This is a genomic window from Roseobacter denitrificans OCh 114 (assembly GCF_000014045.1).
Taxonomy (GTDB): Bacteria; Pseudomonadota; Alphaproteobacteria; order Rhodobacterales; family Rhodobacteraceae; genus Roseobacter; species Roseobacter denitrificans.
This window is the reverse complement of the sequence record NC_008209.1, coordinates 2653574-2672625: the sequence shown is the minus strand read 5'-3', so window position 1 is coordinate 2672625 and position 19052 is coordinate 2653574. Positions and strand designations below refer to the sequence as shown.

At 60.0% G+C, this 19052-nt stretch carries 21 protein-coding genes and 1 tRNA gene; 7 read left to right on the top strand and 15 right to left on the bottom strand.

The window, feature by feature from the left end; translation table 11 throughout:
- Window positions 1-30: 30 nt before the first annotated feature.
- Together RD1_RS12880 and RD1_RS12875 are read right to left on the bottom strand one after the other, a co-directional pair.
- Window positions 31-471: an RDD family protein gene (locus RD1_RS12880; RefSeq protein ID WP_011568949.1), complete on the bottom strand. Its 441-nt coding sequence runs from the start codon at window positions 469-471 to the stop codon at window positions 31-33.
- A 66-nt stretch (window positions 472-537) separates the two neighbouring features.
- Window positions 538-957, bottom strand: coding sequence for a DUF2852 domain-containing protein (locus RD1_RS12875; protein ID WP_011568948.1), 420 nt, complete (start codon window positions 955-957; stop codon window positions 538-540).
- 276 nt (window positions 958-1233) lie between these two features.
- Between RD1_RS12875 and RD1_RS12870 the strand changes: the two genes are divergently transcribed.
- The 4 genes from RD1_RS12870 (at window position 1234) to RD1_RS12855 (ending at window position 6154) form a co-directional block, all read left to right on the top strand.
- On the top strand, window positions 1234-4026 hold the full coding sequence (locus RD1_RS12870) for a [glutamate--ammonia-ligase] adenylyltransferase (protein ID WP_011568947.1): 2793 nt from the start codon (window positions 1234-1236) through the stop codon (window positions 4024-4026).
- Window positions 4023-4292 carry a hypothetical protein gene (locus tag RD1_RS12865; protein WP_011568946.1) on the top strand — a complete coding sequence of 90 codons (270 nt, stop codon included), beginning with the start codon at window positions 4023-4025 and terminating at the stop codon, window positions 4290-4292. The genes RD1_RS12870 and RD1_RS12865 overlap by 4 nt, the downstream gene beginning before the upstream one ends.
- 94 nt (window positions 4293-4386) lie before the next feature.
- Window positions 4387-5610, top strand: coding sequence for an RSP_2647 family RNA methyltransferase (locus RD1_RS12860; protein ID WP_011568945.1), 1224 nt, complete (start codon window positions 4387-4389; stop codon window positions 5608-5610).
- A 4-nt stretch (window positions 5611-5614) separates the two neighbouring features.
- Window positions 5615-6154, top strand: a complete 540-nt coding sequence (locus RD1_RS12855) for an RSP_2648 family PIN domain-containing protein (RefSeq protein ID WP_011568944.1) — start codon at window positions 5615-5617, stop codon at window positions 6152-6154.
- 180 nt (window positions 6155-6334) lie between these two features.
- Here RD1_RS12855 and RD1_RS12850 read toward each other — a convergent pair whose 3' ends face one another.
- The 6 genes from RD1_RS12850 to RD1_RS12825 all read right to left on the bottom strand — a co-directional run bounded on the left by RD1_RS12850 (window position 6335) and on the right by RD1_RS12825 (window position 11301).
- A complete protein-coding gene (locus tag RD1_RS12850) occupies window positions 6335-7030 on the bottom strand; it encodes a M48 family metalloprotease (protein ID WP_011568943.1) in 696 nt (231 codons plus the stop codon).
- A gap of 79 nt (window positions 7031-7109) precedes the next feature.
- A complete protein-coding gene (locus tag RD1_RS12845; protein ID WP_011568942.1) occupies window positions 7110-8297 on the bottom strand; it encodes a vWA domain-containing protein in 1188 nt (395 codons plus the stop codon).
- Between the two features lie 14 nt (window positions 8298-8311).
- Window positions 8312-8479 carry a hypothetical protein gene (locus RD1_RS12840; RefSeq protein WP_044033131.1) on the bottom strand — a complete coding sequence of 56 codons (168 nt, stop codon included), beginning with the start codon at window positions 8477-8479 and terminating at the stop codon, window positions 8312-8314.
- Window positions 8480-8531: 52 nt separating this feature from the next.
- On the bottom strand, window positions 8532-9896 hold the full coding sequence (locus tag RD1_RS12835) for a DUF2927 domain-containing protein (protein WP_011568941.1): 1365 nt from the start codon (window positions 9894-9896) through the stop codon (window positions 8532-8534).
- Window positions 9893-10348 carry a GNAT family N-acetyltransferase gene (locus RD1_RS12830; RefSeq protein ID WP_011568940.1) on the bottom strand — a complete coding sequence of 152 codons (456 nt, stop codon included), beginning with the start codon at window positions 10346-10348 and terminating at the stop codon, window positions 9893-9895. The genes RD1_RS12835 and RD1_RS12830 overlap by 4 nt, the downstream gene beginning before the upstream one ends.
- 113 nt (window positions 10349-10461) lie before the next feature.
- Window positions 10462-11301, bottom strand: coding sequence for an AAA family ATPase (locus tag RD1_RS12825; protein WP_044033464.1), 840 nt, complete (start codon window positions 11299-11301; stop codon window positions 10462-10464).
- Between the two features lie 167 nt (window positions 11302-11468).
- On the opposite strand from RD1_RS12825, the gene dksA reads away from it, so the two are divergent.
- A complete protein-coding gene (gene dksA, locus RD1_RS12820; protein WP_011568938.1) occupies window positions 11469-11891 on the top strand; it encodes an RNA polymerase-binding protein DksA in 423 nt (140 codons plus the stop codon).
- A 70-nt stretch (window positions 11892-11961) separates the two neighbouring features.
- Window positions 11962-13122, top strand: coding sequence for an FAD-dependent monooxygenase (locus RD1_RS12815; RefSeq protein ID WP_011568937.1), 1161 nt, complete (start codon window positions 11962-11964; stop codon window positions 13120-13122).
- Between the two features lie 90 nt (window positions 13123-13212).
- Here RD1_RS12815 and RD1_RS12810 read toward each other — a convergent pair whose 3' ends face one another.
- Window positions 13213-13668 (bottom strand): disulfide bond formation protein B, encoded by a 456-nt coding sequence (locus tag RD1_RS12810; RefSeq protein ID WP_044033463.1) that lies wholly within the window; start codon window positions 13666-13668, stop codon window positions 13213-13215.
- Window positions 13665-14279, bottom strand: a complete 615-nt coding sequence (locus RD1_RS12805) for an exopolysaccharide biosynthesis protein (RefSeq protein WP_011568935.1) — start codon at window positions 14277-14279, stop codon at window positions 13665-13667. The genes RD1_RS12810 and RD1_RS12805 overlap by 4 nt, the downstream gene beginning before the upstream one ends.
- A gap of 181 nt (window positions 14280-14460) precedes the next feature.
- Here RD1_RS12805 and RD1_RS12800 point away from each other — a divergent pair.
- A tRNA-Leu gene (locus RD1_RS12800) sits at window positions 14461-14546 on the top strand.
- A gap of 123 nt (window positions 14547-14669) precedes the next feature.
- Here the strand turns inward: RD1_RS12800 and RD1_RS12795 are convergent.
- The 5 genes from RD1_RS12795 to RD1_RS12775 all read right to left on the bottom strand — a co-directional run bounded on the left by RD1_RS12795 (window position 14670) and on the right by RD1_RS12775 (window position 19025).
- Complete coding sequence (locus RD1_RS12795) at window positions 14670-15293, bottom strand: TetR/AcrR family transcriptional regulator (protein WP_044033462.1); 624 nt, start codon at window positions 15291-15293, stop codon at window positions 14670-14672.
- Window positions 15286-16155 (bottom strand): polyphosphate kinase 2, encoded by an 870-nt coding sequence (gene ppk2 / locus RD1_RS12790; protein WP_011568933.1) that lies wholly within the window; start codon window positions 16153-16155, stop codon window positions 15286-15288. Before ppk2 ends, RD1_RS12795 begins: the two co-directional genes overlap by 8 nt.
- Window positions 16156-16203: 48 nt before the next feature.
- Complete coding sequence (locus RD1_RS12785) at window positions 16204-17184, bottom strand: alpha/beta fold hydrolase (protein ID WP_011568932.1); 981 nt, start codon at window positions 17182-17184, stop codon at window positions 16204-16206.
- Window positions 17168-18085, bottom strand: coding sequence for a homoserine O-acetyltransferase MetA (gene metA, locus RD1_RS12780; protein WP_011568931.1), 918 nt, complete (start codon window positions 18083-18085; stop codon window positions 17168-17170). Before metA ends, RD1_RS12785 begins: the two co-directional genes overlap by 17 nt.
- A gap of 91 nt (window positions 18086-18176) precedes the next feature.
- Window positions 18177-19025 (bottom strand): hypothetical protein, encoded by an 849-nt coding sequence (locus RD1_RS12775; RefSeq protein ID WP_011568930.1) that lies wholly within the window; start codon window positions 19023-19025, stop codon window positions 18177-18179.
- Window positions 19026-19052: the final 27 nt, after the last annotated feature.

The window sequence follows — 19052 nt, the reverse complement described above, 5'->3', positions numbered from 1 at the left end:
GACATCGGCCAGATGGCAAGATATCAAAGGTTAACTTATTACCGCACGCCTGTTGATCATCACGGTCCCCAAAACATGATCGGACAAACCTTGTCCACGCTCTGTCGCGGCCATCATGATAATTGAAATCAACTGAAAAACGGGTACCGTCCAGCTCAGCGTATACCCGAGGGTATGGGCAAAGGCCGCGGCCGGGCTCATTCGGGAGCCATCGGACTGGCGCAATTCAATCGCGAAAACCCGCATGCCCCATGTCGCGGAGCTGTTTGCGATGGTGACAAACCGATAGGCGAACCCCACCACCAGAAACAGGAAGGGAAAGAAGAAGATACCGGTAAAAGCCGTGAAGGGCAGGATGATTATACAGGCCAGCAGCGTGATGAGCGCGTCAACGACCCATGCAAGCAGCCGCTTAAGGGGGACATCTTTGTAAAAATCGGGATGGGCCTGTGGGTCGGGGGTCGCGGACATCTTCGTGCTTTCTCTTGGTGTGCGGGCCCCCGGATCGCTCTCCGGAAGCCACTTGCTGTGCGGGTATTATGCCTCTGTGGCGCGTTCTTCGCTTTTCTTGGCACGCTCGTCCATGAACTGGTCGAACTCCGCTTTATCTTTAGCGTCGCGCAGCCGTTCAAGGAAGGCTTCGAATTTGCCTTGCTCTTCTTCCAGCCGGCGCAGGGTGTCAGCCTTATAGGCATCAAAGGCGCTGTTGCCCGACGGCTGTGTCACGGACCGCATGGGGCCAAGCTGCGTTTTCATCTGGCGGCAGGATTTGCTGAACATGCGTTTGCTCCATAACATATAAGCTAAGAGGGCAAGGCCGACCGGCCAGAACAGGATAAAGCCGAGGACCATGGCGGCGATCCACGCGCCTTTGCCTTTCGAATCGAGCCAGAGTTCGGCGCGCGCAAACCAGCCCAGCTGATGAGCGGTCGGTGAAGTCGGCGTGAGGGTCGTCATAAGAGTGCCTTTCGTTTTGTGTTGAACCAACCGGGTGGACCGGTATGTGAATGCCTTTCACATTAAATACATTGTGGTTTTTGACTGCCGACACAAGAGGAAATGTGAATGTTTTTTACATTACGTGGACTTATTACTTTAAAACAATGGTATAAGGGAAATTATTTTTGCGATTCTCGCCGGTCAGCCCCTTAAAAACCATCGGCGCAGATAAATTTTCGGCAGTTTTATCGCCATTCGATTGACCTTCGCCTCTCCCAAAGCGAAACCTGTAATATGAATTTATCTGATGCCATTCGCCGCGTGCCAACGCTCTTTGACGCTCAGAAAGGGCGGGAACTGGCGGCGCTGTTTTCGGACTTCAGCCCTGATGTCAGCGCGTTGATCGCGGGGGCGGCGGGGTGCAGCCCCTATCTTGCCGGGTTGATCGAAAAGGAGCAGGAGTGGCTGAGATCCGCGTTCGAGGATGTGGACAAGGCCGTGGCGGATGAGATCGCAAGTGCCGCGTTCCACGCGCCGGACGGATTGGCGGATGGGTTGCGTCGTGCAAAGCGTCGGGTCGCTGTGATCTCGGCTTTGGCGGACCTTGGCGGGGCATGGCCGCTGGAGCGGGTAACAGCTGCGTTGACCGACCTTGCCGATGCGGCCTGTCAGTCAGCGCTGCGCGCGGCCGTGGGCCACCAGATCCAGCGCGGCAAACTACCCGGCATGGATGCAGACGATGTCGAGGACGCGGCAGGTATGGTGGTTCTGGCGATGGGCAAGATGGGCGCGCATGAGCTGAATTATTCGTCAGACATTGACCTGATCTGTCTCTTTGACGAAACCCGTTTCGACGCAGACGGCTTTCAGCAGGCGCGCGCGGCCTTTTCCCGCGCCACCCGCGCCATGGCCGCCACGCTGAGCGAAATCACTGCGCAGGGCTACGTGTTTCGCACCGACCTGCGGTTGCGCCCCGATCCGTCGGTCACGCCGGTCTGCATCGCCATGGAAGCCGCGGAACAGTATTACGAGAGTCTGGGCCGCACATGGGAGCGTGCGGCCTATATCAAGGCGCGCGTCGCGGCGGGTGATGCGGCGGCCGGGAACAGGTTCCTCAAGACACTCACACCCTTCGTGTGGCGGCGGCATCTGGATTTCGCAGCGATCCAGGATGCGCATGACATGCGGCTGGCCATTCGCGAACACAAGGGGCTTGGCGGGCCGATCACATTGCCCGGGCACAATATGAAACTGGGGCGCGGCGGTATCCGCGAGATCGAGTTTTTCACCCAGACCCGACAATTGATCGCGGGCGGGCGTGATCCGGACCTGCGGTGCCGGGAAACGCGCAAGGGGCTTGCGGTTCTGGCACAGAAGAAATGGGTCGAAACCGATGTTGCCGAAGCGCTGAGCGATCACTACGTCGCGCATAGGACGGTCGAGCATCGCTTGCAGATGGTGCAGGATGCGCAAACGCATAATCTGCCAAGGTCGGAGGAGAACTTTGCGCGTCTCGCTGCCATGATGGCCACCGATGTGGCGAGTTTGCAAGCAGACCTGAAGCAACGGCTGGAAGCGGTACATGAGTTGACTGAAGGGTTCTTCGCACCGTCAAAGCCACAGCCGCCGGTGCCGCAGGTCGATCTCGATGAATCCATCCTGAACCGCTGGATCAGCTACCCCGCGCTGCGCAGCACACGCAGCAGGCAGATTTTCGACCGGGTCAAGCCGGATTTGCTGGCGCGTCTGTCCGGCACGGCGCGCCCGCAGGATGCGTTGATTGCTTTTGACGGGTTTCTGGCTGGCCTGCCTGCGGGGGTGCAGTTGTTTTCCCTGCTGGAGGCCAATCCCCAGCTGACCGATCTGATCATCGACATTACAGGCACATCGCCCGCGCTGGCACAGTATCTGTCGCGCAATGCGGGTGTGTTTGATGCGGTGATCGGTGGCGGCTTCTTTTCCGACTGGCCCCATCAGGCAGGGCTGGAGCGCGCGCTTGAGGAGGCGTTGGCCCGTGAAACCGACTATGAGCTGCGATTGGATACGACGCGCCGGTGGCACAAGGAATGGAACTTTCGCATCGGCGTACACCTGTTGCGCGGGTTGATCTCGGCGCAGGAGGCCAGCGCGCAATATGCCGATCTGGCGCGCACTGTTCTGGCGGTCATCTGGCCGATTGTGATTGACAATTTTGCGCTCAAACACGGGCCAGCGCCCGGGCGGGGGGCGGTGGTTCTGGGGATGGGGTCGCTCGGGGCCGGGACGCTGAATGCGGGGTCTGACCTGGATCTGATCGTCATCTATGACCCGCTCGATATGGATGCTTCGGATGGAAGAAAACCCCTTGCATCAAGGGTTTATTACGCGCGCTTAACGCAGGCGTTGATCACGGCGCTGAGCGCCCCCATGGCGCAGGGCAAACTGTTCGAGGTGGATATGCGGCTGCGCCCCTCGGGCAATCAGGGGCCGGTGGCCACCAGTTGGCCCGCGTTTCAGAGCTATCAGCGCGATGAGGCCTGGACATGGGAGCATCTGGCGCTCACGCGTGCGGCTGTCATCGCGGGGCCTGAGGCGCTGGTGCGTGACGTGGCGGTTTTTACGCGCAGCGTTCTGTCCATGCCGCGCAAGACCGAGGACGTGTTGAAAGAGGTCGCAGATATGCGCCACCGCCTGCAGCAGGCCAAATCCCCACCCGGCCTTTTTGAAGCGAAAACCGGGGCCGGGCGCTTGCAGGAGATTGAGCTACTCGCGCAGGCCGGTGCGCTTTTGACCGGCAAGCCAATGGATCAAACAGCCGATGGCATTAGCTATCTGTCCACATTGGGGGTTCTATCTGCCGAACAGGCCGCGGATTTATCGGCAGGAGCGACGCTTTTTGCCAACCTGCACACCGCCGTGCGGCTTTTGTCTGATCAGCCGCTGGACAGCGCATTGCTGGCACCTGCGGCGCAGGGGTTCCTGAGCGATGTGCTTGACTGCGCCTCTTTTGACGTTCTTGAAACAAAACTGACGCAAAGCTACCAGCGCTGCGATCAGATACTGTCGATGGTGCTCGCACCTTACGTAGCACGTGGAGAGAGCCTGTGAAGGGCGATGCAAATGACCCGAAGGCGCTGATCTTTGAAGCCTATCAGATCGCGGATATCACCAAGCCGGAATGCCGCACGATCTTCCTCGACTGGGCTTTGAGCCTGCCGGTGGAGCAGGACACGGGACAAACCTTGCGCGTGCTGATCGCGCGATATGTCGATGCCAATCCGGGCCATCCCATGAATGATGTGATGAACGAGGGCCTCGCGGGCATGGCGACGCCCCGACGGCGGGGCGGCTGGCGATCCCGCCCGCGCAACTGAATTCCAACGCAGCGCTGGTGGCACCGGCGCCGTGGCCGCATCCTTTCCATTCGCAGCTTCCCTCTGGCGCGCGAAGGCAGTAGAGCAGGGCAGTATGACAGCATCCATTCCTGAAAAAGCAGCCCCCGCCGGTGATCTGCCCACCGTCCGGCTGAAACCGAAAGCCAATGCGCGCGCGATCCGCCATGGGTTCCCTTGGGTCTATGCCAATGAGTTGGTCACCGACCGGCGGACCCGCTCGAAACCCGCCGGAACCCTCGCGGTTCTGGAGGATGACGGGCGTGTTCCTCTGGGTCTTGTGGCGCTTAATCCGGACTCCAAGATCATCTGCCGGATGCTGGACCGCGACCCGCAGGCCAGCATTGACGCGGCATGGTTCGAGGCACGGTTGCGCAAGGCGCTTCACTTGCGTGAACGGGTGTTTGACACCCCCTATTACAGACTCGCCCATGCAGAGGCGGACGGGCTGCCGGGCGTGGTGATTGATCGCTTTGGCGACGCTTGTGTCGTGCAGCCGAATGCCGCATGGGCCGAGGCTTTTTTGCCTGCGCTGACGGATGCTCTCGTCGCCGTGACCGGGGTGCGCGACGTTCTGAAAAATGCCAGCGGGCGTACAAGGTCGCTGGAAGGGCTGGACGATGTGAATGCTGTTCTGCATGGCAGCGCCCCCGACGCGCCGATCCCGGTGTCGATGAATGGCGCGGTTTATATGGCCGATGTGACGGGCGGGCAGAAAACCGGTCTTTATTTTGATCAACGGCCAAATCATGCTTTTGCCGCGTCGCTGGCGCGGGATGCGCGGGTCTTGGATGTCTTCAGCCACGTTGGTGGTTTTTCGCTGGCCGCACTCGCCGGGGGTGCGCAAAGCGCGCTGGCCGTGGATGGATCCGCCGCCGCATTGACGCTGGCCGAAGCGGGGGCCAAGGCGTCGGGGTGCGCGGATCGGTTCCAGACCCGTCAGGGCGATGCCTTTGAGGTGCTCGCCGCATTGGCGCAGGAGGGCGCGCAGTTTGATCTGGTGATTTGCGATCCGCCTGCCTTTGCCCCGTCCAAGCAAGCGTTGGATGCGGGGCTGCGCGCCTATGAACGTGTCGCGCGACTGGCAGCGACGCTGGTGGCGGAAGATGGCATTCTTGGCCTGTGTTCCTGTTCGCATGCGGCTGATCTGTCGGCGTTTCGTGCGGCCTGCGCGCGCGGGATCGGCCGTTCGGGCCGGCGCGGTTCGCTGATATACACGGGATTTGCAGGACCGGATCATCCGCAGCTGCCACAGCTGGCCGAAAGCGGATATCTGAAGTCCGTGTTCTTTCAACTGTGATGTGATGAAAATCCTTATTGATACCTGCGTGCTTTATCCCACGGTGATGCGCGAAATGGTGTTGCAAACGGCGTGCGCGGGGGCCTTCACCCCGCTCTGGTCCGCCCGTATTCTCGAAGAATGGGCGCGCGCGGCGCGTAAACTTGGCCCCGATGGGGAGATGCAGGCGCGTTCGGAAATTGCGCTTGTGCAAAGGGATTTTCCCGCGGCTTGTGTGACCGTGCCTGAAGGGCTGCGCGCGCGGCTCTGGCTGCCTGATGAAAACGATATCCATGTTCTGGCCGCTGCCGTGGCCTCATCAGCGGATGCGATCTTGACATTGAACGCAAAGGACTTCCCGCGCGCCACGCTGGCGGAGGAGGGGGTGCAGCGCCTCGACCCTGACCGGTTTTTGTATGATCTCTGGCTGAAGGATCCCGCCGTGGTCGAGGCTGCTGGAAAGCGCGTTCTGGACACAGCCCGTGCGCTGTCCGAGACGGATTGGACCATCCGCGCCCTGCTCAAGAAAGCACGCTTGCCTAAAACGGCGAAGGCGCTGTCCTAGGGCGTTTGACGCGCCGCCACACCCGACCTAGAGCGTCTGACGAAATACCTGAAACATCGAGTATCACGTAACGCGTTGAAACCCTTGATTTCAGGCAGCGTTATGTGATCCAGAGTTTTCGCACGACGCTTTAATCCATTGAATTCCCTGATGTCAGGCGCGGGTACTTCGCATGACACCTCAGGTCAGTTGTGGCGCTTCCCATTGCAGGCGCAAGGCTTCCAGTGCCTTGATCCGTTCTTCGGTCTTGGGGTGGCTCAGCAGCCAAGCCGGGGCCGCGCCGCCCTTTGAGGCTGTCAGCTTGTCCAGCTTGCGAAACAGAGAAATCTGCGGATCAACCCCGATGCCTGCTTTGGTCAGCAGGGCAGCGGCATAGGCGTCTGCCTCATATTCGTCAGAACGCGACAGCCGCGCCGCCACGAGGGATGTCAAAGCCCCCGCAATCAGCGGCCCAACGCCGGGGATGAACCGACCGATGACCATGGCAAGGGCCGTGCGCAGCGCATTCTGGCCGGAAAAGTCGATCATCCGGCGACGGGAATGCCCCAACGCCACGTGGCCCAGTTCATGCGCAATGACGCTGGCCATTTCATCCGCCGTGACGTCGCCTGCGCGAAACTTGTTGTAAAACCCGCGCGTGATAAAGATACGACCGTCCGGTGCGGCCAGCCCGTTGACCGGGTCAATCTCGTAAATATGAACCTTGATGCGGTCGACCCCAAGGGCTGCGGCCATGCGGTCGGTCATGACCTTCAGCATCGGGTCAGCCAGTTCGGTGGACTGCGTGTCCAGCGCTTTGGCCGTGCGCCACGCGGAAAAGCGATACATCACAAGGCCGTACATGATGGCGAGCAGGATGGGTGTCAGTTTCAACATGGATTGAATATGGGGCGTGCGCAGGGGTTGGACAAGCTTTTGCCCGATCAATCGTGACAGAATTTCGCACGTGCCCCGTTCAGCGACCCAGCACTTTCATCCCGCGCTCGATACCGGCCAGCGTCATGGGCACCATTGCATCCGGGCCGATGACCTCCTGCACCATGCCGATGGATTGTGTGTAGGGCCAGTATCTTTCGGGCACCGGGTTGATCCACAACAGGCTGGGCCATTGATCACGCGTGCGCGCCAGCCAGGTTGCCCCGCTTTCCGCGTTCCAATGCTCTGATGCGCCGCCGGGATAGGCGACCTCGTAGGGGGACATGGAGGCATCACCGACAAATATGCATTTGTAATCAGGCCCATAGGTGCGCAACACCTCATGGGTGTCGATCTGCGCATCCCAGCGGCGCCGGTTGTCGCGCCACACGCCTTCATAAAGGCAGTTATGGAAATAATAGTATTCCATATGTTTGAATTCCGCGCGCGCCGCCGAAAACAATTCCTCGACGACACGAACATGGGGGTCCATTGATCCGCCCACATCCAGAAACAGCAAAACCTTGACCGCATTGCGCCGCTCGGGGCGGGTTTTGACATCCAGATAGCCGTGTTCGGCTGTGGCGCGAATTGTGCCGTTGAGGTCGAGCTCTTCATGCGCGCCATCGCGCGCCCAACGGCGCAGGCGTTTCAGCGCGACCTTGATGTTGCGCGTGCCGATCTCCACCGTGTCGTCCAGATTGCGAAACTCGCGCTTGTCCCAGACCTTGACCGCGCGCTGATGGCGCGAGCCATCCTGACCGATGCGCACGCCCTCCGGGTTGTAGCCATAAGCGCCAAAGGGCGAGGTGCCCGCCGTGCCGACCCATTTGTTGCCCCCCTGATGGCGTCCCTTTTGTTCCTCCAGACGTTTTTTCAGCGTTTCCATGAGCTTGTCAAAGCCACCTAAAGCATCAATTTCAGCTTTCTCTTCGTCTGAAAGATGCTTTTCCGCCATCTTTTCGAGCCAGGCGCGCGGGATATCAACCGCCTCAAGGACCGCGTCATCGGGGATATTCTCCAGCCCGGAAAAGGCGGCGGCAAAGGCGCGGTCGAATTTGTCGATGTTGCGTTCATCTTTGACGAGCGTGAGGCGTGCAAGGTAATAAAATGCCTCGACGTCATAGGTGGCAAGGCCCGCTTTCATCGCTTCGAGAAAGGACAGGAATTCGCGCAAGGACACCGGCACCCCGTTTTTGCGCAGCGCATCAAAGAAGGGCAGAAACATCGCACGTGCCTCGGTTAGATGACGGTCCGGTCCAATATGACGGTTATGATCATACTGACAATCAGAAAAGCCATGCCGTATCCCGCTGCATATTGGGCGATGTCCAATCGGTTGCCGTTGCGGCGGCGGGCGGTGTTTCCGCCGATGATGGCGCCAAGGATCGTGCCACAAATAATGATCATCTCTACTCTCTCATATCCCGGTCGGGTCTTTCGTGCCGCGCGGCTCGGGGTGTCAGGAAGGGGGTGTTTGCGCGCGCAGTGTTGCGATTTCGCGCAGTTTGCCCTGAACGGCCCAATCCGCCCCAAACCCGTAGCGTGCCCATCCCAGACTGTCCAGTCGCAGCGCATCTGCCTGCGGAACGCGCCCCTCGGCGCGCAGGGCTTCGGCGCGCAACAGTTGTAGGGTCGCAAGAAGCGCGGCGTTTTGCGCGGTTTTCGCGAGGGGGATATAGGGTGTCACAAGGGCGCGGGCGCGCGCAGGTTCCCCCGCGGCCAGCGCATAGGATGCAAGTTGACTGGCCACAAAGGCTCTGTGCAAACGGGTCTGGTTGGAGATCGCGTAAAACCGGTCTGCGAGGCGAAATTCGCCCGGTGCCGCGCGCGGATCCGTCACCTGCAGGATGCGGCCGCGCGTGTAATGCGCCAAGCCGCGTCGCGTGTCGTTCCAGCCCGCCTGCGTTGCGATCTGCACGGCCCTGTCTGCTGCTGTCTGCCGGTTGGCAAGACCTGTGCCGGGGCCCAATGCGGTTTGAATGGCCTGGGTAAAGGGGATCGGCGTGCGCGCACTTTGCGCTCTGGCAGGGGCGGCGCTATTTGGATTGATGCGCGCAAAGATCGCGGGCAGTTTTGCCGCCACATCCTCGCGTCCCATGCCGGAGGTCAGTTCCGGCGCGTAGGTGGCGCGCAGGATCAACATGTCAAAATCGGTTAGGATCGTGTGGACATTATCATCATTGAAGACCGAGTTCGGCAATCGGTACAGATCATTGAGCGGCCCCAACGCCTGCGCGACCTCTTCATGCAGGCAATCCCGCACCTCTTGCGGGCTTGCATCATTTGGCACCACAACGGTGACGCGGGTGCGGGTTGTCAGAAGTGCCCAATCGGTTTTCGGACTGCGCCGCAGGCTGCGAAACTCCGACAGTGACGAGACGTTGGGCACAACAAAACAGGCGGCTTGCGGCAGCACTTTTTGCAATGTGCGGCGCGAGACGGCTTCGATGGTGATCTGCGCGTCAGGGTTTTGGGTCACGGTAATGGCAATGCCCGCCTCGCGTTGCAATCGGTCAAGCAGCAAGCGCAGATCACGCGCAAGCGTGGCCGGTGGTGCGCCCGTCACCCGCAGGCTTATCGGCCCTTCAAAGCGGGTCAGGACGGGCAATTGCTTGCCACTTTCCATCTCAAAGGAAAGGTCCAGAAAATCCGCGACGAGATCACGGTTGGCAATGGGCTGGGGCTGCGGCGTGATGGGGGCGAAGAGCTTCATCGGGGGCAGGGTGGTCTCGGCGATCATCCGGCGCGAGGTCGCATCATCACGCAGGCTCGGCGCACAGGCGGCAAGCAGCAAAACCAACGTCAGGAAGGCGCGTGTTTTCACGTGCGGGCGTATTTGATGAAGGGGGTTTTCACCCCAATGCGATCATAAAGCTGGCGCGCCGGTGCATTGAAATCCTGCGTCAGCCAGTAAACGCACGGTACGCCTGCTGCGTCAGCCTCTGCATAAACCGCTTCGATCAGCGCGCGACCCACGCCCATGCCACGCGCCTCAGGGACCGCGTAGAGGTCCTGCAGATAACATGTGTTTTCAATCGACCAGCCGTGGCGGTGAAACAGATAATGCGCAAGGCCAACCAGTCTGCCATCCGAGTCAGCGACCAGCGCGTTGAAATCCTGTGGATCAGTGCCGATCAGCCTGTCGAAATAGAGATCATAAATCTCCTGTGGCCGTGTTGCCTCGTAAAACGCGAGATAATCGCACCACAGCTGCGCCCATTGAGGTTTGTCTTTGGGGCGCAAAGCGCGCACAGTTATCGGTGGGGTGTTCGACATCTTTGTGATGGTCCGCTGCCTATTGCTCGGGTGCAGCGGCCCTTGCGCCGCCGGCTGCGCACAGGCTAACCGGAAGGAATTGCCGTTTCGAGCGGAATTTCAGGGGTTACGGGCTAGCGCCCACTGCGGGCCATGAAGGCAAGCCGTTCAAACAGATGGACGTCCTGTTCATTCTTCAACAGAGCGCCATGCAGTTTGGGCAGGGCGCTTGTGCCTGAAGATTTGAGGTCGGCGGCTGTCATATCCTCTGCCAGCAGCAGTTTCAGCCAATCCAGCACTTCGGAGGTCGAGGGTTTTTTCTTGAGCCCCGCCTGTTCGCGGATGTCATAAAACTGCGTCAGTGCGGCGGTCAGCAAGGCATCCTTGATGCCGGGGTGATGGACTTCGACGATCTTGCGCAGTGTTTCGGGGTCTGGAAACCGGATATAGTGGAAAAAGCAGCGGCGCAGAAACGCGTCCGGCAGCTCTTTTTCATTGTTGGAGGTGATGATCACAATCGGGCGATGGCGCGCCGAAATGGTCTCGCCTGTCTCGTAGACAAAGAATTCCATCTTGTCGAGTTCCTGCAACAAATCGTTCGGGAATTCGATGTCGGCCTTGTCCACTTCGTCGATCAGCAGAACGACTTTTTCCTCGGCCTCAAAGGCCTGCCACAGCTTGCCCTTGCGGATGTAGTTCTTGACATCATGTACGCGCGCATCACCCAGCTGGCTGTCGCGCAGACGGCTGACCGCATCATATTCATAGAGACCCTGCTGCGCGCGCGTTGTCGATTTGACGTTCCATTCAATCATCCGCAGGCCCAGTGACTGGCTCACCTGACGGGCCAGTTCGGTCTTGCCGGTGCCGGGTTCGCCTTTAACGAGCAAGGGGCGTTCGAGCGTGACAGCCGCATTGACCGCAACGGTCAGATCATCGGTTGCAACGTAATCATCCGTGCTTTGGAATTTCATGCTCTTGTCAACCTCTTGCCGCATTTTTCTCAGGTCCTTTTAGACAGATATCCAAGCGATTGTGTAGTGACAATTCGCAGTCTGTGGGGTAGATGCTCGCGTGAGGGGCATCTCGGCCAAAGGACTAGTTAGGTATGGACGACTTGAACCACGTTGAGGGGAAGCAAATGAAACAAGAAGTGTTTTTACCGGATGATTACCGTCCGGCCGAAGACGAGCCATTCATGAATGAACGGCAGGTTGAGTATTTCAGACGTAAACTGCTGAACTGGCGGGCCGAGCTTTTGGCGGGCAGCAAGGACACGATTGAAGGGCTTCAGGACGGCACGCGTAACATTCCCGATGTTGCCGACCGCGCGTCCGAAGAAACAGACCGCGCGCTGGAATTGCGCACACGCGACCGCCAGCGCAAATTGGTCAGCAAGATCGATGGCGCGCTGCGTCGCATTGATGAGGGCGAGTTCGGATACTGCTCAGTCACGGGCGAGCCGATCTCTTTGAAGCGGTTGGATGCGCGTCCGATTGCGACCATGAGCCTTGAGGCGCAGGAACGTCATGAGCGCCGCGAGAAAGTGCATCGCGACGATTGATCATCTGAACGTCGTTTTGTTTTAAATATGCCGGAGCACATGCTTCGGCATTTTTTTTGGAGAAGCTTGCATGACGGGCACGGCACTTGTGATCGGGGGCGGTATTGGTGGCTTGGCTGCGGCCACTGCATTGGCGCAGCGCGGCGTCGCGGTCACGCTGGTTGAACAAGCGCCTGAGATCAGCGAAGTGGGCGCAGGTTTGCAGATCAGTCCGAACGGGCTGGCTGTGTTGCGCGCGCTCGGCGTCGAAGCTGACCTGGATCAGGCGGGTGCGGTGCAGGCACGGGAAGTGGTCCTTGAAAACCATCTGGGCGGTCGGCAAGTTGCGCGGCTCGATCTGACACGGCTGGAGGGGCAGCGGTATCTTTTTGTCCACCGGGCGGATCTGGTGGCCTGTCTTCTGGCGGCGGCACAGTGGGCCGGTGTTGCGATCGAACTGGGCCGCAGGGTCGCCCGCATCCAACCCGGTGTCATGTCCGAGGTGCATTTTGCGGATGGCAGCCAGCAGCGGGCGCACTTGCTGGTCTGCGCAGACGGGTTGCATTCAGTAGGCCGCGCGGCCCTTCAGGGGTCATCGGAGCCGTTTTTCACCGGGCAGGTGGCGTGGCGGGCCACGGTGCCGGCCTCAGGTTTGCCCGCTACGCCAAGGGCGACAGTGACAATGGGGCCGGGGCGGCACATCGTGCGCTATCCGCTGCGCGAAAGCGGATTGATCAATATCGTGGCCGTTCAGGAGCGACAGGCATGGGCAGCGGAAGGGTGGGATCACACCGATGATCCGCAAAACCTGCGCGATGCATTTTGTGACTTTGATGGACCGGTGAAGGACGCTTTAAGCCGTGTCGAAAAAGTCAATCTTTGGGGGCTGTTTCGCCATCCTGTGGCGCAGACCTGGCATGCAGGGGGAACCGTTTTGCTGGGCGATGCCGCACATCCGACGCTGCCGTTTCTGGCGCAGGGGGCCAATATGGCGTTGGAGGATGCCTGGGTGCTGGTCGAGGTTGCAACGCAGGGTGCGGATTGGGCGCGCTATCAGGCGCGGCGCAAACCGCGCGTGGAGAAGGTGGTTGCTGCAGCGACGGGCAACGCATGGAAGTACCACCTGCGACCCGGCCCGTTTCGCTGGGCCGCACATCGTGCGCTGACGTTGGGATCAACATTGGCGCCGGGTCTGATGATGTCGCAGTTTGAGTGGCTTTATGGGTACGATGTGACCAAGGCGCCGGAATGATCCAGCGGCGCGCCGGCACGCCGGCGCATTCCATGCTGGGAGTCCGGGCGCTGCCCGGACTGGCGTGCATCGGGCGTCAGCGCTTAGGGGTCAGGCGCGCCGATAGGCGGTGAGCCAGAGGGCCGCAAGGGCAAGGGACAGGACACCATTCCATCCAGCCATACTCAACCCCAACATCTCCCACGGGATGTCATCGCAGCGCACAAGGGGTGCGTTCATGATCTGATCGAGCAAGGCGTCGGCGCTGATGTTGCCAATCGGCGCTGAGCTGCAGGTTGTCGGGCCTTGCCACCACCTCTGTTCGACCCCGGCGTGATAAAAGCCGATGGCGGATGTTGTAAGTGCCGCTGCCGCCCCGACGAGGCGAAGCCATTTCTGATGCACTGCAAGTGCGATAAGGCCGATCGCCATGGCCACCCCATGCGGATAGCGTTGCCAGATGCACATCTGACAGGGGGCATAGCCAAGCGCCTGAAACAGGAAGGCCCCTGCAAGCAGCGCCGCAGAGCCGAATGCGGCGAGGCTGGCGAGCCGGGCGCCGTTCAAAACCCCATCCACGTTTTTATCAGGCTCGCCAGTGTTGCGCCCGCAAAGATGAGGGTCGCGATCCATGCAGTGCCAAGGATCAGGCCAAAGATCACGAGGATGCCATCGCGTTGCAACAGACCCATCGAGATCAGGACGACCGCAAAGCCAGGCACAGTGTTAGTACCCGGCAGCGGAACCAGAATTGAGGCGCTGAACAGCACCAGGGCCAGACCCACGATCCGGTCAAGGGGCGCGCGCGTCAACTGGGCTTGTCTTGGGCGGCTGATGGCTTCGATCCGGCGCAGGGAGGGGCCGGCGCGGCGTGACAGGTTGTGCAGGCCTTCGACCGAGACGCAGCGCGTGGCCAGCCGTTCAGGCAGCCACGGGGCCTGGCGCCCGAACAGGATCTGCGCGGAGACAAACATCAAGGGCAATGCGACAATCTGCGGAATCCCATAGAGAAAAGGGATGCAACAGGGCAGCGCCAGCACCAGCAGGAACAGACCAAAGGCGCGTTCGTGCAGCTGGCTCAGGATCCAGTCGAGCGACACCGCATCGCCCTGCGCGCTATCCGCCAATTGGCTGAGCCGGTCCGAAATCGCTGTTTCGTTCATGGCGTGCGCCGTCATGTGTTTCTCCTGGCATTGTGGACAATACCGATTCCACTGGTTTTCCGGCTCCGCCTAGCAAATCGCGCAGCGCTGCGCCAGCGCGGGAAAGGACATCGACCTGATTGCGGTGATGATTGGCGCTGTGAAAACGCGCTTTGGGCTGGACGTCCTGCGCAGGCTTGGGTAAAGAAATCTGCGTGCCCAAGTGGCGGAATGGTAGACGCAGGGGATTCAAAATCCCCCGACCTTACGGTTGTGCCGGTTCGAGTCCGGCCTTGGGTACCAGCCTGACCCCTCTGAATGACTGCGAAGCTGTGGTTTAGAGGGGGTGGCGGGCCGCAGTCCGCGGCAATTGACACGGATCGCAACTGCGCAGCAGCGTTTGGGGCAGGCGCAAACACCCACTATCTAGTCAGATTGGTCCGGCTTGATCAGGCCAAGGCCGCGCAGGTAAATGCCGATGCCGGTTTCCAAAAGCTCATCGGCGGGAAAGGGTGAGGCGCGCCCGGGCGAGTTGCGGGCAAAAAGTTCAACAACCCCGTGGCTCATCGCCCAGATATGGGCCGAAAACATGGAAGCAGGCGGGCGTTTGTCCAGTGGGATATGTTGGCTGAGGTCTGATGCCGCCTTTTCCATCACCGCATTGGCGCGCGCGGAAACGGCGGCCAGTTCTACCGTGCGGTTGACCGAGATACCGCTTTCGAACATCGCGATGTAGTGGCCGGGATGTTTTCGTGCAAAAGCCAGATAGGCCCGACCCGTCGCTGAAAAGGCGGCAAGCGCTGATGGTTGCCCTTTCTGATAGGCAAACTCCATCAGATCAGCAAAGATTTCATAACCCTGTCGGGCGGCCTCCGCGATCAGATCATCGCGCCCCTCGAAATGGCGGTAGACGGCGGCGGGAGTGACGCCCGCCTGTTTCGCGGCCTCTGACAGGGTGAAGCCGGTAGGGCCTTTCGCCTCGATCAACTGCAGGGCTGCATCCACCAGTGCCTGACGCAGATTGCCGTGATGGTACCCGCGTTTAGGCATGCCAAACGTCCAGACCGCCGCAAATTGATGCATCCAGCGCGCCAAGTGCTGCGGTGTCTTTATGGGTATAGTCCAGCGCCATCAAAACCCGGCGGATCACGTTGAGCCGTGCGCGGCGCTTGTCATCCGACCGCACAACGGTCCATGGCACATCCGGATGATCGGTGCGCTCCAGCGTTTCCGATATGGCGTTTGAATAAGCGTCCCAGCGGTGCAGCCCCTCAACGTCGATCCTGCTGAGTTTCCACTGCTTGAGGGGATCCCGCTCGCGTTTGAGCATACGGCGCAATTGCTCCGCGCGCCCCACGTTGAGCCAGAATTTGAACAGATGGACGTTGTCCTCGACGAGCATCTGTTCAAAGGGCGTCACCTGCGCAAAGAAATGCGCGCGCTGCTCATCCGTACAAAAATCAAACACATGCTCAACGACACCGCGGTTGTACCAGCTGCGGTCGAAAAAGGTGATCTCGCCCGCGGCTGGCAGGTGTTGGACATAGCGCTGAAAATACCATTGCGTTTTTTCGGTCTCCGTCGGGGTGGACAAGGCCACGATCCGCGCGCCCCTTGGGTTCAGGTTGGTGCGAAAACGGCTGATCGTGCCGCCTTTTCCTGCACCATCGCGCCCCTCAAAGACACAGGCGATCCGCGCACCACTGGCCCTCGCCCAGGCCTGCATCTTGACCAGTTCGATTTGCAGCGCTGCGAGTTCACGTTCATAGGGCTTGCGCGCCATGCGTTCAGAATGAGGATAGGTGGTCGACAGAATGTCGCCCCGATCTGCCCGGCGGATCGCATCGCGCACCGTCGCGGGCGCGTCGTTCTCGAAATAAGCGCTGATGGCACCGTCAAAAGGCAGATCCATGAATCCTCCGCAGGTCAGTCATGCTGTCTATATGGAATGTTAATCGGCTTAACGCAAACCGGCACGCGCTGCTGCGCGCTCAATCGCGGCGACGGCAGCCTGCGGATCAGCGTGATGAGGCATGTGGCCGATGCCTTCCATCTTGGTCAGGACTGCGCCGCTGATTTGACGCGCCAGTGGCGTTGCATGTGTGGTGAGCGGCACGATCGTGTCCTCTGTCCCGTGCAGGCTTTCCACAGGCAGCGTCAGCGTGTGATAGCGTTTGGACATCTCGGTGACATAGGGTTTCAGCGCGTTGACCTGTTGCGCATTGGCGCGCAGGGTCGCGCGGCGCAGCGTCATGTCGGCCCCGAAATGCTGCATATAGTCGGGCGGAGGGGCTTGCGGTGCGAAAATCTCACTCAGCGTGTTTTCGATGACGGCATGCGGTGTAAAGGCCGTGATCAGCGGGATGACAAAGGCACTGCCCAATCGCGTCGAATTGATCTGGTAGAGCCAGCCCAATTCGCCCTCCCATGGGTTTGACGCAGCGGCCAGCAACACCAGCGCGGCGGTCTCCTCGGGCCGCTCCAGCGCCCAGGCCAGCGCGATGGCACCTCCATAGGAATGCCCGACGACGATGGGGTTTTTGACGCCAAGCTGATCCGTTGCGCGTTGCAACAATTGTGCTTGTAGCGCGGGGGGTTCGGCTGCGATGTTCCACACCCCGCCATACCCCGGCGGGCGTTCGGAGCGGCCAAGACCGGGGCGGTCAACAGCGATCACGCGGTAGCGGGTTTCAAGCCGTTGAGCCAGATCAAAGGTGAAATCGCGCAGGCTCCCGCTGGCCCCATGAATCAGAACAATATCAGGGCCTTGTCCGGATACCTTAAGGTGAATTCTGGTCCCGTCCACATCAATGAACTGACCGGAGGGTGGATATTGCGCCTCCACCGCAGTTTCACGCGCACTTGCCCGCCATTGCACAAGGACGGCGAGCCCAAGGCACAGCAGGGTGAGGATGATGAGCGATTTAACGGCCAATGGCATCAATGTCATAGGGCGTGTCTTGGTAGATCTCCGTCAACCAGTTGCCATAAAGCAGATGGGCATGGCTGCGCCAGCGGTTCAGCGGCGCGCGCGACGGGTCATCATCCGGGTAATAATTCAGCGGCACGTTGATCTGGTTCCCTGCCGCCACATCACGGTCGTACTCCTGCTTGAGCGTTTCGCTGTCGTATTCAAAGTGATTGAAGATATAGAGCGCACGGTGCGCCTTGTCCTGCACGAGGCAGGGCCCGACCTGATCACTGCCCAACAGCGTCTTCAGCCCCTCGGCGGCGTCGATTTCACTTTGTCGCATCTCGGTCCAGCGGGAGACGGGGATCACGCATTCATCCGAAAATCCGCGCAGGTAGGGGGATGCCGGTGCAAGGTTGCGATGTCTGAAGCAACCGAAGGCCTTGGCCTCCAGCATGTGTTTGCGCACGCCGTGAAAGTGATTGATCATGGCCATGCCGCCCCAGCACACGCCAAAGGTGGAATGCACGTTGGTTTGTGTCCAGTCCATGACCTCTCGCAGCTCATCCCAATAGGTAACATCTTGAAAATCCAGATGTTCAATGGGTGCACCAGTGATGATCAACCCGTCGAACTTTTCCGACTTGATGTCCTGAAAGGGGCGGTAGAAGCTTTCCATATGTTCTGCAGCGGTGTTTTTCGTCTGATGCTCGGACATACGGATCAGGCTCAGTTCGATCTGCAGGGGGGTTGCGCCGATCAGGCGGGCAAACTGGTTCTCGGTCTGAATTTTCTTGGGCATCAGGTTCAACAGCCCGATGCGCAGCGGGCGGATATCCTGACGCGCCGCCTGATCCGGATCCATGACCATCACGCCTTCGCGCGTCAGCACGTCATAGGCAGGAAGGTCGGCAGGTATCTTGATCGGCATTTGGGTTTTTCCGCTGTCTGGATGAGGAAGTGCACTTAGCCCTTGTGCGTCAAACTCTCAAGGGGGGCCATGTCACGAGGCGGTGAAACGCTCAGAGGCAACTGGCAACGAGGGCATAGAAATCGTCGTGGGTTTTCAACGCGCTGACCTGACTGGCGGTGACGGTGATGCCCCAGCGCGACATGGCCCGATATCGCGGCTGGCGGTGCGCGAGGGCCTTGGCATAGGTGAAACGGATGAAATCATCGGGATCCACTTCGGTTTCGGTGCAGTTCTTTTCGTTCAGGTAGTCGTGCCAAACGCGGGTCAGAAACGCCGGTTGGTAGGCCATGGGTTTGGGCGCGCGATCAAAGCGCCGGATCAATTCCTGCGTGTGGGCTTCATCGCCCTTGATCCAGATCATCAGGCAATGCTGCGCCAGCTCCTGCATCAGCGGGTCGGCATCATCCTCCGGGTCGATCCATTCACAGATGGACCCGCCCGTGTCGCAGATGAAATTGGGGTAGCCATAAAGGTCTTCGGCGCGTTTTGCGAAATGCGCGGTGTCGCGCAGGGCGGCGATTTCAGCGCGCCGGAACTGGTCCTGACGGCGTTCGTATTCCGCGAAAGGCAGCCCTGATTTTGCCGGATCGCCGGGCTTGCCCAGATAGGTGGCGACAGGGGACAGGTTGTCAAAGGTGATATTGGAGCCGATGTAGATACTGTCGCTCATCAGAAGATCGCGCAGGAAGGGGACCTTCATCGCCTCAAGTTTGGCATTATCCGCGATGTATTCGCCCATGTAGCGCGTGCCGATGCGGTAATCGATGGAGTAGTGAAACCATGAACCACTGGCGCGCAGCAGGTTGGACATATGCGTTTTGCCAAGCCCGGACATGCCAAAAACCAGAACGGATTTACGAGGGGCTGCGTGCCAGTCGGCGGCGGATGAATAGAGCATGAGAGGCCCCTTTGGGACTTGGGAATG